This window comes from Vibrio sp. 03_296 (assembly GCF_002265885.1).
Window position 1 is genome coordinate 1 of sequence record NZ_NPKW01000061.1, and the last position, 16778, is coordinate 16778.

Here is a 16778-nt window from a genome sequence, read left to right on the forward strand (position 1 = left end):
RTCATCGTTATGCTCGCTTCCGAGGTCTAGCCAATGTGCAAATGCAATGTTGGTTGGCAGCGGCAGCCCAAAACATCAAGAAGATAGCGTTGGTGGTGAACTATCTACGAAAAATGGGCTTAAATATGGCAGAAATAAGGCAGATACTTGCTTCTGTATACCCGTGTAATGAATGGAAACTTCTGCGCACGATATAACAAAAAAAATCACGATCGCGACCTACGGTCGCTTCCAAAAAAGAACCCCACTTAAAAAGCGGGGTTCGTCATCAATCTGAGGCAGAACTTGGGTTCTGCCTTTTCGTCGTTAAGGTATGTCGCTGCGGAGAAGTGTTACTTTGTCGCCAAGCCTTTGCTGTGTAGATAAGGCAAGATATGAGGGCGAGATTCCCCCGCCAGCTTACCTGTGACTTGTTCAGACCAGCTGGCTTGTTTTTGGTTTGATGAACGCTTGCCATAGTAGTCGAGCATGGTTTGATCGTATTGCTCTACTTTACTGAGATCGAGCGGCTGATAGTGGTTCTCGTGGAGAATCACCTCCGCGGGCAGCCGTGGTTTGAGTTCAGGGTCTTGGTCAGGATGGCCTAAGCACATACCAAACAAGACGGCACTGAATGGAGGCAGTTCGAGAAGGGCATCCACCTCGGCGGCTTTGTTTCTCAGCCCACCGATGTAAACGCCACCTAACCCCATCGACTCTGCGGCCAATAAGCAGTTTTGCGCCATGATGCCGGCATCCACCGCGCCGATCAATGTCAGCTCGGTAAAGCCCGCTTGTACTTCTGAGTTGAGGGTGGCGTGGCGTTGATAATCAATGCAAAACACGAGGAATTCGGCAGCCGTTTCGACATAGTGTTGTGGCCCCGCGAGCTCGGCAAGCTGCTGACGTTTGGCTGGTTCGGTAATGCGAATGATTGAGACCACTTGTAGCAAACTGGAAGAAGAAGCGGCTAGCCCTGCTCGAATGATGGTGTCGAGTTGCTCTGGCGTTATCGCTTGGTCGGTAAATTTGCGAATAGAACGGTGGGAAAGCAGAGTGTCAATAACAGCGTTCATAGCTCAATCCTTAGCAGAAAATGTGCACAAACTTTATCTGCTATGATGAAAAATGTCGAATCTCTTGTTATTAGCCCTATTAATCGTAATGACAAATAATTGGAATGGTCAATTGCTGGCAGAGGAATAGACTGCCGTTTTCTTTTTTTGTTGCGATTGCCATGTCCTGTCCTTATTTTGAGCAAAAGAGCTGCACTTCTTGCACACATATGAATACTCCTTACTTTCAACAGCTTGAAATGAAAGACAATGCGTTACATACCTTGTTTTCTGATGTTGCACAAAGTGCGTGGTTGGCTCCGGTTCAAAGTGACTCAATGCATTGCCGTAACAAAGCGAAAATGGTCGCGCTTGGTGCCGCGCATCAACCTACGTTGGGGATCGAAAGTGTCCAAGACGGCACGCCCATCTCCTTAGTCCATTGCCCGCTCTATACCCAAGATAGCCAAGCGCTGCTTGCCTATCTGCAAGAATGGATACGTACATCAGGCATTCCACCTTACAACAAAGTGAAGAGAAAAGGTGAGCTTAAGTTTGTTTTGCTGACTCGTAGTCAGGCTCGTGGCGAGTTTATGCTGCGTTTTGTGGTGAGAACTGAGGTAGCACTTGAACGCATTCGCCACAACTTGCCGAGGTTGCAACAGGCGTTTCCTGCCATTCGTGTCATCAGCGCGAACATTCAGCCGATCCACATGGCTCGCTTGGAAGGGGAGCAAGAGATCTTTCTCACTGATGCGCAATATTTGTTGGAAGAATTTAACGGTGTGCCGATGGTGGTGAGACCAAAAAGCTTTTTCCAAACCAATCCGCATGTGGCGGCCCAGCTTTACGCCACTGCGCGCGATTGGGTAGCCGAGCTCAAACCACGCCAAATGTGGGATCTCTTCTGCGGCGTTGGTGGATTTGCGCTTCACTGCGCACCGCACGCAGAGCAAGTGATTGGCATTGAAATTGAAGAAGAAGCGATCAACAGCGCGAAGCTTTCGGCTCAACAACTCGGCATTGATAATTTGAGTTTCTCTGCGTTGGATTCGGCGGCGTATTCTCAGGCACAAACGCAAGCCGCGGATCTTATTTTGGTTAACCCTCCACGCCGCGGCTTGGGCCAAGCGCTGACTGCACAGTTGGAGCAACTGGCACCACAATATTTGATTTACTCCAGTTGTAACCCAGTGACGATGCAGCAAGACCTAGCGCATCTGCCTAGCTACCGAGTCGAGCGTGCTCAGTGGTTTGATATGTTCCCGCATACTGATCACGCTGAAGTGATGATGCTGTTGGGGCGCCAATAAGCGCTTAGCCTTAACTGAATTCAGCTTACTTAAGTTGCGTTGCTTGTGGTGCATCGCCAGTAATGGTGACGCGGTGCAAGCGACGTGGCTGATCGCCATAATCGGTCACAGCAAAGTGTTGGGTCGCGCGGTTATCCCAAATGGCCAAAGAGTTTGCTTGCCATTGAAAGCGGACTTGAAATTTCTCTTCTCGAGCTGTGGCAAAAAGCGTTTCTAGCAGCGCTTGGCTTTGCGCTTCCTCCAACCCGTCAATACAACGGGTAAATTGTTCATTAATATACAGTGTCTCTCGTCCAGTTTCCGGATGCTGCGCTACCACAGGGTGATGTACCGCTGGAAACTCGCGCGATTTCTTCACCACGTAGCTTTCCCCATCTTCATCCTTGTGGTCATAACGGCTATTTTCAAAAGCGTGTAAAGCATGGGTGGCCAACAGCGGTCTCAACTGCTGCTTTAATGAATCATCAAGCGATTGCCAAACCGCTTCCATGTCGGTCCAAATCGTATCGCCTCCAGAAGCTGGGCAGTGCTGGGCATGAAGCAGAGCGCATTTTGAGGGGCGGGCTTTCCAAGTGAGATCGGTGTGCCAGTAGCTCTCTCCAGGTGGCAACCCTTCTCGGGTTTCAATCACCACCACTTGTGGGGCGTCTGCCAAATGAGGAAAGAAAGGGTGGATCGGTTCCAGCTCACCAAAGCATTGCCCGATTGCCAAATGCTGCTCTGCTGTCAGCAACTGATCGCGAAAGAACAGCACTTTGTAATGTAAGAACGCTTGGTACAACGCCTCAAATTGTCGCTCGTTGATGGCACCGAGCTGAACGTCTTCGACTAAGGCGCCAAACGATGCCGCTACAGGGGTTATTTTCATGGCTTCTCGCTCAATTTTGTTCACTGGCTTTAGGGAGTGAACATCAGACCGTCTTTGGCTCCATTTTCATTCATAGTCCTCATTTTTGGCAGTCAATATCGCGACAAACGTGCGTCAGATCATTGGTTCGGTTTCTAGTACTTTGGTTGAGTATTTGTTCAACTAATATTTGAGGTGAAACTATCAAGGCGTTCACTTGCAGTATGGCCGGACAAACAGCAACCGAACGGGGCAAATGATGAAATCAGATTTTTCGACCTTACTCGATTTTAATCACGTGAATATTTCACCCATTGAGCTTGAAGAGATCGTCTTGCGCGAACTGGCTCAGGCGGGTATCGAGAATGTGGTGTTCATGATTTTGGACCCTTATCAGGTGCCACGGTTGCAGTTTGATTTCGGATTTTCGAGCCAACAGTTGGACATTTATCAGCAAAATCAGCATCACGATTCATTCTTACAGTATTACCTGCGTAAGGGATTGATTGGCCAGTATCTTTACATGCAAGAGATGCTGCCAGTGAAACAGATCCGCAACCCCGTCTTTCGTGAAGTGCTGATCCCAACCATGAAACTTCATCATTCCTATTGCGGTTTGTTTAGACTGGTTGAGCACCACTACTTGATGTTGAGTTGTCATGGCTTCAGCGCATTACCGCCTAAGCAGCGTGATCATCTCAAGAGGTTGTGGCAGTTTTTGATCTCATGGGGCAACTGTTGGGTCGCCCAGCAAAGCATGGTAAAACGACTTGCTCAGCTCAGCCCTATTCGTTCGATCGTGCATAACGGTGATGTACTGACGGATGCCGAATTGGAAGTGCTGGAACTTCTGGTGCAAGGGATGGATGGCAGTGAAATTGCCCACTATCGCTCTGTCTCGAAAGAGACGGTTCGTACTCAGATTAAACGGATTTTGCACAAGACAGGGTGCCGTCATCAAAATCAACTGATCTCGCGCTATTACCGTATCGGATCTTATTCTTTGGTTGTATGAATGATCCATTGTTATTAATTCTATTGATGTAAATCAAGCCCCGCTCAATTGTTCGTGCTGCGTCACCCACATGGGTGATGAAGTGACTGAGTTCCCTTTTTAAGCTGCATATAACCGTTGCGTAACCGCGCAACATTGCGATGTGAGAAGAAAATAAAAAGGAATTCGGAGGGAATCATGAGAGCCAATAAAATCGTCATTGCACTAAGCGTGGCGGGGATGGTCAGTTTGGTTGGATGTGGTAGTGACTCATCAGACAGCAGCACACCTACGGTGCCTAATACCTATAGTGTCACAGCCATTGATGGCTATCTTCACAATGCTAAGGTGTGGTTGGACACCACCCCTAACTGGGTTCACGATGACGGTGAGCCCATCGCCTACTCAAATCAGCAGGGCGTCGCGCAATTGGACGTCAGCAACGTTGCTAACTACCAAAGCTTTGCCGTTATCGTGCAAGCGATAGCCGGTGAAACCATCGATACGGAAGGCGGAAATGTCGATCCCATCACCGCGGGATACACCATGTCTGCCCCCGCTGGTGAAGCGGCCATCACGCCACTTTCTACCCTTGTTCATGTTGATATGGTGAATCGCCTGCAAGGCGAAACTGACCCCATAATCGTCGCCGCTCAGCAGCAACAATCGGTTGAGCGCATTGCCGAGCAGCTAGGTTTAACGGATGAACAAGTTTTGGGTGACTTCTTGGATGAAGAGCATCAACAAGCGGCATTTGCGGCGCGTAGTTTGGTGACAGCAGGCGTCGTGCTAGCTGAAACTCCAGAACAATATCAAACCACGATGGATGACCCAGATGCTAGCCAAAAAATGGCGCATACAGCGGAACAGGTTAATAAGGACATTAAACAGACCATCGAAGATACGTCTGCAGAAGATCTGGCCGATAAGAAGCCTGAGTTTAATTATGATGCCGACAACGACGGCAACATGGACGATGATGGAGACGGTGTTCCAGATTCACTGGATGCTTATCCTGACGATGCAACGGAATATCGTAATTTTGACGGTGATGAGCTGGGGGATAACGCCGACCCTGACGATGACAACGATGGGGTGAAGGATGTCGATGACCTCTTCCCGAACGACAACACGCAAGCGGGTGACCCAGACAAGGATGGCTTTGATAGCTTGGTGGATCAATATCCAACCGATCCGAAATTGGCGGGGGATCATGACCAAGATGGTTATGACAGTGTGGTGGATGAGTTCCCGAACGACAACACGCAAGCGGGCGACCACGATAACGATGGTGTGGATAGCCTCGTGGATGCCTATCCCGACAATGTGGACAAATCAACCCAAGACCAAAGTACAGAGCTAAGCTATCGTTGGCCAACGGTGACCCACCTCGGTAAAGAAGCCAGAGTGCTTGACGTGACCTATTACACAAGCGTCGAAACCTTTAACAGTGGCTTGGTCACCACGGAAGTTGAACGGACTTTCCGTACCGTAGAGGGGGATTTACTGGGCGAAGAACATAGTATTGAACAGACGCAAAAAGATGGCAGCTTTAGCCGCATTAGCGAATGGCGATATGATTTCAACTTAGACGGCGAGATTTTGTTTGTTGGCCAATCTTTGGAGATCGGGAAGAAAACCGCACAGGGTGAGCAGTATTGGAAATACATTGATGAAGCGGATGCCGCTTTGGAAGGGGCTGACAATGGCGGAGGACGCACGTTCGATGGCGTGAATTTTACCAGCCGACAACATCCACAAACGTTACTGGGTATCGACACCATTCAATATGTGACCGTCACTCAGGGAACGGATGGTGAACTGGCTAGTGTGACGACGCAGTTGGATCAATTTGTCGTCAATGGCTTCAAGATCGATGATGACGCGACTCACGTGAAAGATTATGCCTACCGTGGCGTAGAAAAACGTCGCGAACAGATCCCTGTTTGGCTGGAAGAACACCGGGATTGGCAAGCTAATGGCTCGACAAACCAATACCGCCTTTTCGTTGCTGACAGCGAAAACACCTATCGCTTAACGGAGCATCAGCCTATTTGGTCGAGCCCGACAGACAACAGCTACGAAGAGTATGCTGACTATAACTACAACAACCAAAAATGGGAAAATCGCACCGCGTATTGGGTGGAAAGAACCACTGAGTTGTTGGCAGACAGCAGTACGAAAGTATCTGGCTCGCGCTACTTGCTTGCCGATTCGGATGCCATAAAACGCACGTCGTCAGAGAAGCCAGATGGTGAGAAATTCAGTGAGTTCTCACTTCATGAGCGCACAATATCTGCCACGGAGAAACGCGCTTACGAAACTTGGCATCATATTGCACTGGAAGGGTACGATTTTACGGCGTCCGCGAATGTATTTGGTCATCAATACACGGTGTTCAATTTGTATGACGACATCTGGATGGGTTACAGCTATACCCAGTGGTTTGATCGCAATATCGACTTGAACGCTGAAGTGGATAGCTTGCTAGAGCAAGGCGTGCCGGTTGACCAAATTACGTCAGAGATGATTCCGAATTTGAATCTCTATGCCAAACCTGCGTTTACACCATCATTCCGTTACCACGACAATGGTGATCCGCGCGTGTGGTATTTGGTCACCGATGATCCTTTCTATGACGCATCGGGTTATGTCATGCAAGCGATCACCTTTACTCCAGGTGGATTGGCCAATGCGTTTGATGTGTTCGATGTGGTGAACGGTATTTATTTACTGAAAGGCAAAGTTGAACAGCCACAACAGTGGCAGGAGATCATTCCTCGAGCGATCTTTATGCAGAATGCACAAGCGGACAGTAGCGGCATTTCGTTTATGACTGAACGAGGCGATGAGTACTTTGCCAGCCGTGAAAAAGCGCAGCAGCGTTTGAAAGTGCTGCAAGCGCAGCAATCACTCTGCACATATGGTGACACGGGTTGGGATGAACAAAATAATCGCCCAGCTGGTTCACCGACTGAAGCGGATTTCTATCAAGCCTTAGAGACGTGTTTGTACCTACCGCTGACCCCAGAGCAGTTGGTGACAATGCAATGGCACTACTATGATGCCGAAGACCGCGTGCGCGAAAGTTACCTGTTTTTTGAAGAGGGTGCTGGGGTAATGCTTGAAAACGGCAATTATCTCAAGGATCTCACCTGGACAATCAATGACAAAGGGATCGTGATTATTCAGTTCCCAATGGCTGACGATGTGGATATGTTTGCTCTCACTGGCGAGCATAACACGGGCTACTACCTCAAAGGGTACTTCCAATGGAACAAAGTGGTTACGGAAGAAGAAAGTGAGAGACTTTCCGAAATCGTCGCTGTCGACTACATGAAATATGCGCCACAGCTCGATCCCGCGGTGAGCTGTGATACGGGCAATACCCCTTGGGATGAGCCCAATGATAAACCCGTTTACTACGAAAGCTTTGAAGCTTATCAAGCCGCAGTGGCGCAATGTAAATCACAAATGGGGGACGGAAGCGTACTGACTGCCGAACTCATGGCTGGCACCGATAGCGGCAAAAGCGCTTATTGGGCGGTGGGCTATTACGAGTACATCGATCAGCAACGTGTGTTTACCGCCGACGAATGGCTTTACTTTAATCCGCAGGGCACTGGGGCGTTTGTCGATGCTGAAGATGGAGAGTTTCCGTTTAACTGGGCGATAGAAAATGGTCAGTTGAGGATTGACGTCATACACGCTGATTATGTCGGTTCCTACGAAATCAGCGAACTGATCAATTCAGACGCCACCGATCTGTCCTTAAAAAGCTTTTGGCACAGTACGGAGTGGAGCGATGTGAACGCGGGAGAAGGCGAAATCCTCGATCAAGTTTATCGTTTTGATGGTTTCCGCTAACTCTTTGTGTTTAGACGATAATCACTAAGAGCGTCGAATGGGCTGTTTCTTCAGCCCATTTTTGATTGTCTCTCTGGCTCAATACATCGCGCCATGAAAACTGGATTTTGGTTGTAATACCTCCTTTGCTTATAACACCTTCGCATTATCACTTCTTATATTGACATATCTATAATTAACCCAGTGCGGTAGAAAGGAGAAAGCGATGAAGGTTGTTGTTGAGTTCCTCGAGTCAGGACGCTTCAGGGATAACTTTTGGGATGGCGAATTCAGAGTGGAAAAAGGTGAGCACAGAGCAGTAAGCCCTTCGTTAGCAGCTCAACTCATTCACAACCGACAAGCCTCTCTCTATCATTCTGACGATCCCGATCAGACGGCGTTTATCAACCCTGCTGACGGTACGCCAATGAAGTAAACCCAAACCAAATGGGTAAACGGCCACCAACGAATATTGTTTCATTTGGTGGCCGTTTTGTTTGTGCTGGTATGCCAGAAAAATGCACTGGACCCAGCGCGTTTGTCTTACTCCGTGATGTGCGGAATGAAACCATCCCAAGTTAGGGGGAGCGCCAGTGGAGGGGGTTCTATCCCTTTGCTACTTGAAGCTGAAGCGGTGCTGGTTGCAACGCCAAGTTGTTTGGGTATACCAACTGTTAGCAAATAGAAATTGCCGGGAATAGAAAAGGGACCAATGGCCCCTTTGGATAAACGCACAATCGCGACAGTGATTATTGATTGGCAACATTCATGGATGACTTATCAATGCGGTAGTCGTAACGCATTTCTAGGCCTTTATCGTTCGCGTCAAAAACAAAATTGAGTGTGGCATCCACCGTTAATGCTTCACTAACTTCTTCTGGAATTGGCTCGCCACTGAGTTCAGCCGCCATTGTTGCGAATTCAAGGACGCGTGAAGTGTTCATATAGGCTTGCCACAAACCCCCTGCTTCTAACGGCTGCTTGAGCACGACTTCTGACCCCGCTGCGGCTTTTTCACCCGCATAGAGCGTGAGGTGTTTATCGTTCATGCGCGCAAAGAGTGGCGTTTTCATCCCCGTTTGCGCTTCAACCAGCGCACTGAGATCCACGGCTTGGCCATTGGGTTCAATGTTCACTTCTGCTAATTGTGGAACAAACATTTTTGCCGTTTGCACTAGCAGTGATGGATCATCCGAAGAGAGGCTGAATAGGAAATCCAGTTTTTCAAATTCAGGCCCGTACTGGCCTTGTAAGTTCATCGTAATATCATTCAGGCTAAACTGAATGCCTTTTACGCCATTTACCATGCCAGCACCCATGCTCACGGCCGCAGCAGGGTTCTCACCTCGAATCTCTCGTTGGACGTCTGCGAGGAGTTCACAAGAGTAACTTGGTTGCGTCAAATCGTTCCAAATATTGCTGATCGCTGGCGCTAATTTGGCAACATCGAGGCCAAAACTCATACCAAAGATGCTGTCACGGTTAATTTCATCACTAGGAATAAAGCCGCGTACGGTTTTGAGTGCATTGATGAGAACTTGGTTGTTACTCTCGACGACAATACTGCCATCCATAACCAGTTGTTTGTCTTTGGATTGGTAACTCGCGATAGACACAATACGAGGCCAATTGTTGGCGATGGTCGTCAGTTCAGAATGACAAGTCGGCTGACGCAGCACGTCAATTTGATCTTCTGGAGAGAGCTGTTGCAGCACATCAATTTGACGAGCCAACTGGTTGCTGCCTTTGAGCGTGATCCCTTTGATCACTTCTTGGTTATCAAGGTAGGCGTAAAATTGGTAATTTTGACCATATTTAGTTTGAAGTGCGGCTAACTTGCCGCTATCTGCAAACGAGTGTTGAGGTTTTTCTGCCCCAAGTGCCATTTTCAATGTGTTCTCAGCGCCAAACATCGGGACATCGAGCGTGAAGGTGACCACCTTGCCTTCCAGGGCGATTACAAAACCAAGGTTTTGTTCTGCGCTTGGCTCTGCCGCGAGAACATAGCGGCGGTAATCAGCTTGGCCAAGTTTACCGACTTCATGCGTCGCACCTGTCTCTTTTTCCTTTTTATCGATGGTGGCCCAGAAAGCCGTTGGGTTTTCAATCTCGAACTTGTAGACCGGTACCATGCCTAAGGTGTAGAGCAGTGGTTTCACGTTGTCGCCCGTACCAAGGTAATTCTTGAGGCTTTGTTCATTGCTGGCGCTGTTAAGGTAGCCATCAAAGTAGGCGAGAAGAAAGGCTTGCTCTGGGGTGAGCTCTTTCAGATCGAACGCATCGGCGAAGCTTTCATTCTGATAACCCATAGAGGTTAAGTACTCGTAATGATTAATGGCGTTGGTCTGCAAAGAGATCAGCGGGGTATCCGCGGGTACATAAGCCAAGAAGTCATCGCCTGCTTGAGTATTGAGTCCTACTTTATAGAAATACGCGCCACTAGCGGCAGCCGCTGCAATTGCAGAAGCGAGGATAATTTTATTCACGACCAACTCCGTTGTCTGTTATTGACTCTCTCATCTCTCGCTCTATGCAGACGAGTGGGAGAGTTTTGATCATTGATAATAAAACAAAACGCTATGCCATATATGCAATTGGTTTTGTAGCCTCATCATATATAAGTTGGCTTGTTATTCAATGCGTTATTTATTGAGATGAGTGTTGTGTCTCTGCTTTTGGAATCGGTCAGACATTCAGCGATGGCGTCGAGGAGAAGAAGAAGCTGGAGGAAGAGAGAGCTAGGGGAAAAAGCAGAGCCAGCACGTTGCTGGCTCTGGATATCGATCAGTTATCGACCATAGGTTTTGACGATGTACGCTTCAAATTGATCGCACATATCGGCGTCAGAAATGGCGTTCGAAGCCAACACCTTACTGCCATCGACGATGGTGATGGTTGCGTTAAGGCTAGCAGGAGTGTGAACCTCTCGTTCGGCAAGGGCGGCGATTTTCTGCTGCTCTTTTTCCCACGCCTGCTGTGCAGTTTGGTTACAGGCGTCGGCGAGGTATTTCGCATTGAACCCTTCACCTGTCAGGCGCTTAATCGACTCAGAATGAGACACACTGTTGCCTGCATGCCAGTAATGCTCTGCCAACAGAGGGCCAATTTCTGGGTTATCACATAGGTAACCAAACTTCTCGGTGAAGTAGGCACGAGTTTGGTACACCGCCATGTGAGCCAGCAAGTAACCTTGGTAGGCGCAAGAGGCTTCATCAGACAACAGATGTGGAATGGCCATCAGAGGGCGTGGGCTGCACGCCAAACCTAGAATGCGCATTTCGGTATCGCGGGCCAACTGGGTCACGCTTTCTGCCATGAGTTGCTCGTCACTCATTTGATAAAGCGCACGCTCAAAGTACGGCACTACGAGAATACTGCGTTCTGCATAAGCCTTGAAGGGCTGACGGTTATTGACCATCGCTTGAATGATCGAGTCTGGTACTGGGTTGCCAGCGTCATCCAATGCGTAGCGCTTCAACCAATCTGCGTCGTCAAGTAGGCTATCGCAGAACATCGATTGTGTTTCAGCGTAAGCCATGGAGGTTGGCGCAAATTCTTGCGAGAAACAAGGCGCATTGAGTTTCACATTAGCAAAGTGAGCGGCGTGGCCTCCTTCGTGGAACAAGGTATTCATGCCATCGTAGCCACAACCGACTTGGTCTGGTTTGGCATTGGAAGTGAAATTCACTTTAGCGGCAATCCACACTCCTTGGTCATAGAAAGAAGGGATAGGGCCATGACAGAAACCGTTCGGGTATTTGCCTTTGCGATCCAACAGATCGAGCGTGAGCTCCGCTCCGGAGTAATCAATATTGAGGCGACCAAACGATTCTACCCAACGGCGTAGCGATTTAGAAAACGGCACATATGGGTCCAAGTCACGCATGACATCGCCAGAGAAAGAGTAAACGAAGTTATGCCCTTTTAAGGCGTCCTTGCCTTTCTCTTGCGCCAATGCATCCAGGCTATTTTGATGGCTTTGGCGAGTGCGCTGTTCGAAATCATCCAAAATCACAAACAGTTCGTCACTGGTCATGTGCTCGGTTTTCACCACAGAATAATCGAAGAAGTTGGCGTAGCCCATGGTGCGGGCGAAAGCGTTACGCTTTTTCACCAGCTCAAGGAAGCCGTTTTGCAGTAGCCACTGTTCGAGATCCAATAACGCTTGATGCGCAGATTGGCGAACGGATTCCTGATTGTTGGCGCGGATTGCCGAGCTCAGGATCGGCAAGCTGCCTTCCACCGTTTCACCCTTCTCGTTCACGTAAGTAAGCACGTGCTTTTGCTTCTTCTCAAAAATCTCTGCTTCAAACTGAATCAGATCATTCTTAAGCTCGCCCGCTTCGGGGGATTCAATTGCGTGCGATTGGAACATGGCTAACCAGCCATTGAGTCCTTGAATCGTCTGCGCTTTCTCGCTTGAGTCTGCGATGGTTTCTGCGGCTTCAAGTTGTTGTCTAATTTCGTTAATTTTTGAAGCTTGAGAAAGGAAGTTGGTCCACTCGGTCTGTGCTTTGGTTGAGCCTTGATGATCGTCGCTGATCCCCATGTAGGTTTCCCAGAAGAAATCTTCTTTGGTGCGATGAATCGTCAGATATTGTTGGTTTAGCTCATTAAGATAGGCAGTTGCAGTCATTTTTGTCCTTTAAAATGGTTGCCTGAAGAATGGGGCATTATGTCATGATGAATTGTGAATGACGAATCTCCCTTTCGTACGGTTAACGGCAGTGTCGTAAAGGGAAATGTACTTAGCGTTTACAGGGGAATCTCAAAGATGACGAGCGATAAGACAAACTAAGGTATTGATGGCGGGCTGCCAATCGTTATCACTAGTAAAGTTCGCCACACAAAAACGCACGCAATGTTGATATTGGTTGTGTGTGCCAAATACCGTCCCCGGTAGTAGGCTAATTTTTTCTTTGCGACAATCGAGATACAACGCATGGCTATCCACCCCTTCAGGCAGGATTAACCACAGCAAAAACGACCCTTGATTGAGATGCAATTGATAGCGATTTTCCAGCGTGGGAATCTGATTTAATGCCTTGCTAAGCATGGCGTGGAAGCGCTTACTTTGACACTGGTATTGTCGACGCATTCTGGCGGTGTGAGCTCGGTATTTGCCCGTGGTGAGAAACGACGCGATCGCACTTTGCATCAGGTTCAAACTGCCCATATTGTCACACAGCAAAAGCTTTTCAATCTGAGCCTGGTAGCGACCGGCTAACAGCCAGCCAATGCGCAAACGCGAATCTAAAGTTTTGGAGAGCGAGTTGACGTAAATGACGCGATCGGCTTTGTCGAGTGATTTTAGGGTCGGCAAGGGCTCTTCAAAACTCAATGCGCCAAATACGTCGTCTTCAATGATCGGCACATCATGGCTGATTTGTAAAAGGGCCAGACGTTTTTCCAGCGTCATGGTGGCGCCGGTGGGGTTGGTAAAATTTGGTGTGACTAAAATCGCTTTGATCGGCCACTCTTCCATTGCTTTGGCGAGTGCGTCAATTTCCATCCCCGTTTTAGGACAACTGGGGATCTCCAACACATTCAACCCTAGGGATTCGAGTAGAAGGAGGTTGCCAAAATAACAAGGGGATTCAACAGCGACTATATCACCAGTCACCGTCGTGGCTCGCAGTGCCAGACTGATGGCTTGTTGCGCGCCGTGGGTTGTGATGATCTCGGAAAGTTGGACAGGGACACCAAGATCGGCGGTGATTTTGGCCAGCTGTTTTACTAAAAGGGTATCGCCCGGTGGCAACTGGTAGTGGCTAGGAAGCTGACTTTGTCGTCGGCTATGGCGACCAATTTCCGCATACAAACTTTTGATGGCAGGGGCATCGATGTTGGGGTGCGCAGACCCCGTTGGCAGTTGCTCTTTTTCGTGCGGATAGGTGAGAAATTCTTTACAGACAGAAAGCAGATCGACTTTGGTGGGTTTGGTATGAGTGCGCTCAGGAGAGATCGAAGCGGGTTTCACACGATAACCCGAGCGTTCAACAGAATAGACCCAACCTTGCGCTTCCAGCTCTTGATAGGCACGAATCACGGTGTTTTTACTGACTGACAGCTCCTGTTGGAGACGACGAATCGAAGGCAGTCTTTCATCGTGTTGGAACAGGCCAGATTGGATGGCTGACCGCACATATTGCTCGACCACTAAGTACTTGTTGTGTGTGATATCACGCTCATCTGTACCCATAAATTCCCTTCAAACTGTCACTTATTTTCATTTCTGTACCCAATTACAGTAACAGCAAGTTGATAATAATAGCCACAAGGAATTTCCATGCTGCTCCGTTTGATCCCTTTTTTGTTTGTACTGCTCTGGGCTTCAGGTTTTGTTGGTGCCAGATTGGGCCTGCAATACGCCGAACCCGCGACCTTGCTGGCGATCCGGATGTTGGCAAACATCGCGCTGTTTTTGTTGCTGATTGTGTTGCTACGCCGCCGAGTGCCGACAGGGGCAGCCTTCTGGCACTCATGTGTTGTGGGGCTGAGTATTCATGGGTTGTATCTCGGTGGAACCTATTGGGCCATTTCATTGGGGATGCCTGCCGGATTGAGTTCCTTATTGGTGGGGATTCAACCGATTTTAACCGCCCTGATTTTGGTGGTCACGGTTCAAGAGCGCTTTCGGTTTTCGCAGTGGTTGGGTTTAGCGCTAGGATTGCTAGGTATCAGCTTGGTGCTTTCTGGCAAGATGGATTGGCAAACCGAAGCGCACAAAACGCTTGCGATTACGCTGTGCCTAATGGCGCTGGTGGGGATCACATTAGGCACCTTGTACCAAAAACGTTTCTGCCATGGGGTGGATATGGTGGGTGGTGCTATGGTGCAGTATCTCGCCGCGGCATGCCTGTTTCTGCCTTTTGCGTGGCAGTTTGAAACCATGCAAGTGCAATGGACTACAACCTTTGTTCTGACACTGCTTTGGCTCGTGGTGGTGTTGTCGTGTGCAGCTATTCTGCTGTTGCTCTATATGGTGAAAAATGGTGCGTCTTCGAGTGTGGCATCGGTTTTTTATCTCGTTCCTCCCGTCACCGCGTTGCAAGCTTGGCTGATGTTTGGCGAGTCGTTTGATACAAAAGCCATGGTGGGTTTTCTATTGGCTGCGGTGGCGGTGTGTTTGGTTGTAAGGAAGCCAAAAAAGCTTAAGAATCAGTCTGTTAAGTCTCACCAATGCCTGACAGAATGATTTGATTACGTCCTTTTCGTTTGGCCACATACAAGGCTTTGTCGGCGCGTTGCATTAACTCTTCAAAACCTTGATCGGTCGGCAATGGAAGAGCGATACCAATGCTGATGGTACAGTGAATAGCTTGATTCTGATGTTCAACCACGGTTTGCTCTACCATCGCTCGAAGCAATTCTGCAAGCCTTAGGGCTTCATCTGCGTTGACGTGGCGTAGCAAGATAGCAAACTCTTCGCCACCCAATCTTGCCACCAAATCATCAGATCGTACGCTATTTCTAAGAATTTGAGCAATTTCAATCAGAACCTTGTCACCGATGGGGTGTCCATACGCATCGTTGATCGCTTTGAACTTGTCGAGATCGAGCATCAGTAGTGCCGTTTTGTGGTCGTATTGCCTTGGTTTGTCATTGATAAAGTAAGTCGCTTCAACAAACGCACGCCGATTGAGCGCACCAGTGAGTGGGTCAAGGTGCGCGAGTTCAATCATCTTGTTGATTTGTTTGTGTTTATAGATTTGAGCGGCTACCCATTTGGCTATGGTTTCGAGGATTTTCGCATCAATTTCGCTGTAGCTATCCACTTGTTTGTGAGCTACGTTTAAAGTGCCATAGCATTCTTCTTTGTATTTTAGAGGGGTATCCATGCAGCAAAGCAGACCGCCATCCACAAGCCATTGACAGTCGATCATGTTGCTTTTTCGGTTATCTGGGCTAATCGCAGTTTTTTGTTGGGAAAACACTTGGCCAACAAAACTGCTTTGTATGGGAATCAAACAGTCTTTTGGTAAAACGTCATTACCATCGAGGGCATAAAGCTTGAGATAAGCATCATTTTCTCTCAGCGCAATACTTGATCTATCCGCTTGAAAGATTTCTCTAATCCAGTATGACGTGCACAGTAATATGTCTTCCAATGAGTTTGACTGTGCGAGCTCTTCAAGAAAGCCTAGAGGGAGGGCGGCAAAATTGTTTTTGTTCTCTCGAGCGTCGTTATTGCCCCCGCTTTCTTTTGGTGGTAGGACTTTTTTCCTTAGATAAGATTCCATCTTTAGCCAACTGTAATTTATAAAATAAACAAAGTTTAGGATGGGACGAGTTGAATATCTAATCACATTCTTGAGACGTCATCGAATTTATTAATAGTTTTCGTTATACGTGATCCGTATGACAATCTGTGCAGATTTTTTCATCTGACGCTATACTCTGGCTCTTTTTTGCAAGCGTGCGACCGATGACTAAAAAACCGGATAGACAAACCGCGATGCGTAATATCATTGACGCGGTGAAAAAAGAATTGCCATTGTACGAATCAGAGACGTTTGTCTGTGGTCCGAAAGGGGAGTGTGTAGGCTGCCCGAAAAAACTGCTTGAGATGGTGGATGGTGAACTGAGCTATTGGGAACATGCAATGAAGCGTGGTGTGATCCCCCATTTTGATGAAATTCGACGTTTTGGTAAATTATGCAGTAGCGTGCGTAAGGGTTTGGTGAGAAATAACCTGATTTCAAGCATCTGACTTTTTGCTCTGTCCAAAAATTTGTCCAGTA

General features: G+C 48.2%; 12 protein-coding genes and 1 pseudogene. 7 read left to right on the top strand and 6 right to left on the bottom strand.

The window, feature by feature from the left end:
- Positions 1 to 197: pseudogene (locus CIK04_RS07205) on the top strand (IS5/IS1182 family transposase); the annotation flags it as partial.
- A 135-nt stretch (positions 198 to 332) separates the two neighbouring features.
- Here CIK04_RS07205 and nfsA read toward each other — a convergent pair.
- Complete coding sequence (gene nfsA, locus CIK04_RS07210; RefSeq protein ID WP_097353488.1) at positions 333 to 1055, bottom strand: oxygen-insensitive NADPH nitroreductase; 723 nt, start codon at positions 1053 to 1055, stop codon at positions 333 to 335.
- 161 nt (positions 1056 to 1216) lie between these two features.
- Here nfsA and rlmC point away from each other — a divergent pair, with 161 nt between their 5' ends.
- The gene (rlmC, locus tag CIK04_RS07215; protein WP_097353487.1) at positions 1217 to 2347 is read left to right on the top strand and encodes a 23S rRNA (uracil(747)-C(5))-methyltransferase RlmC; all 1131 of its coding nucleotides are present in this window, start codon (positions 1217 to 1219) and stop codon (positions 2345 to 2347) included.
- A gap of 25 nt (positions 2348 to 2372) precedes the next feature.
- On the opposite strand, the gene CIK04_RS07220 is transcribed toward rlmC, so the two are convergent.
- On the bottom strand, positions 2373 to 3239 hold the full coding sequence (locus CIK04_RS07220; protein WP_017421855.1) for a TauD/TfdA family dioxygenase: 867 nt from the start codon (positions 3237 to 3239) through the stop codon (positions 2373 to 2375).
- Between the two features lie 214 nt (positions 3240 to 3453).
- Here CIK04_RS07220 and CIK04_RS07225 point away from each other — a divergent pair, with 214 nt between their 5' ends.
- The 3 genes from CIK04_RS07225 (at position 3454) to CIK04_RS07235 (ending at position 8470) form a co-directional block, all read left to right on the top strand.
- The gene (locus CIK04_RS07225; RefSeq protein WP_017421856.1) at positions 3454 to 4209 is read left to right on the top strand and encodes a helix-turn-helix transcriptional regulator; all 756 of its coding nucleotides are present in this window, start codon (positions 3454 to 3456) and stop codon (positions 4207 to 4209) included.
- A 177-nt stretch (positions 4210 to 4386) separates the two neighbouring features.
- Positions 4387 to 8055, top strand: a complete 3669-nt coding sequence (locus CIK04_RS07230) for a hypothetical protein (protein WP_097353486.1) — start codon at positions 4387 to 4389, stop codon at positions 8053 to 8055.
- A gap of 205 nt (positions 8056 to 8260) precedes the next feature.
- Complete coding sequence (locus CIK04_RS07235; protein WP_011082275.1) at positions 8261 to 8470, top strand: hypothetical protein; 210 nt, start codon at positions 8261 to 8263, stop codon at positions 8468 to 8470.
- Positions 8471 to 8783: 313 nt separating this feature from the next.
- On the opposite strand, the gene CIK04_RS07240 is transcribed toward CIK04_RS07235, so the two are convergent.
- The 3 genes from CIK04_RS07240 to CIK04_RS07250 form a co-directional block, all read right to left on the bottom strand.
- A complete protein-coding gene (locus CIK04_RS07240) occupies positions 8784 to 10520 on the bottom strand; it encodes a hypothetical protein (RefSeq protein WP_232708693.1) in 1737 nt (578 codons plus the stop codon).
- A gap of 302 nt (positions 10521 to 10822) precedes the next feature.
- Positions 10823 to 12670 carry a M3 family metallopeptidase gene (locus CIK04_RS07245; protein WP_097353484.1) on the bottom strand — a complete coding sequence of 616 codons (1848 nt, stop codon included), beginning with the start codon at positions 12668 to 12670 and terminating at the stop codon, positions 10823 to 10825.
- Positions 12671 to 12802: 132 nt separating this feature from the next.
- The gene (locus CIK04_RS07250; RefSeq protein ID WP_097353483.1) at positions 12803 to 14236 is read right to left on the bottom strand and encodes a PLP-dependent aminotransferase family protein; all 1434 of its coding nucleotides are present in this window, start codon (positions 14234 to 14236) and stop codon (positions 12803 to 12805) included.
- An 87-nt stretch (positions 14237 to 14323) separates the two neighbouring features.
- Here CIK04_RS07250 and CIK04_RS07255 point away from each other — a divergent pair, with 87 nt between their 5' ends.
- Positions 14324 to 15232: a DMT family transporter gene (locus tag CIK04_RS07255; RefSeq protein ID WP_097353482.1), complete on the top strand. Its 909-nt coding sequence runs from the start codon at positions 14324 to 14326 to the stop codon at positions 15230 to 15232.
- Here the strand turns inward: CIK04_RS07255 and CIK04_RS07260 are convergent.
- Entirely contained in the window at positions 15204 to 16277 is a 1074-nt protein-coding gene (locus CIK04_RS07260) for a sensor domain-containing diguanylate cyclase (protein WP_097353481.1), read from the bottom strand. The two genes, CIK04_RS07255 and CIK04_RS07260, sit on opposite strands and share 29 nt — an antisense overlap.
- A gap of 185 nt (positions 16278 to 16462) precedes the next feature.
- On the opposite strand from CIK04_RS07260, the gene CIK04_RS07265 reads away from it, so the two are divergent.
- Positions 16463 to 16747 (top strand): hypothetical protein, encoded by a 285-nt coding sequence (locus CIK04_RS07265; RefSeq protein ID WP_045628662.1) that lies wholly within the window; start codon positions 16463 to 16465, stop codon positions 16745 to 16747.
- Positions 16748 to 16778: the final 31 nt, after the last annotated feature.

Coding starts and splice junctions, on each gene's coding strand:
- nfsA (WP_097353488.1), bottom strand. CDS start 1,055: ATGAACGCTGTTATTGACACTCTGCTTTCCCACCGTTCTATTCGCAAA.
- rlmC (WP_097353487.1), top strand. CDS start 1,217: ATGTCCTGTCCTTATTTTGAGCAAAAGAGCTGCACTTCTTGCACACAT.
- CIK04_RS07225 (WP_017421856.1), top strand. CDS start 3,454: ATGAAATCAGATTTTTCGACCTTACTCGATTTTAATCACGTGAATATT.
- CIK04_RS07230 (WP_097353486.1), top strand. CDS start 4,387: ATGAGAGCCAATAAAATCGTCATTGCACTAAGCGTGGCGGGGATGGTC.
- CIK04_RS07235 (WP_011082275.1), top strand. CDS start 8,261: ATGAAGGTTGTTGTTGAGTTCCTCGAGTCAGGACGCTTCAGGGATAAC.
- CIK04_RS07245 (WP_097353484.1), bottom strand. CDS start 12,670: ATGACTGCAACTGCCTATCTTAATGAGCTAAACCAACAATATCTGACG.
- CIK04_RS07250 (WP_097353483.1), bottom strand. CDS start 14,236: ATGGGTACAGATGAGCGTGATATCACACACAACAAGTACTTAGTGGTC.
- CIK04_RS07255 (WP_097353482.1), top strand. CDS start 14,324: ATGCTGCTCCGTTTGATCCCTTTTTTGTTTGTACTGCTCTGGGCTTCA.
- CIK04_RS07260 (WP_097353481.1), bottom strand. CDS start 16,277: ATGGAATCTTATCTAAGGAAAAAAGTCCTACCACCAAAAGAAAGCGGG.
- CIK04_RS07265 (WP_045628662.1), top strand. CDS start 16,463: ATGACTAAAAAACCGGATAGACAAACCGCGATGCGTAATATCATTGAC.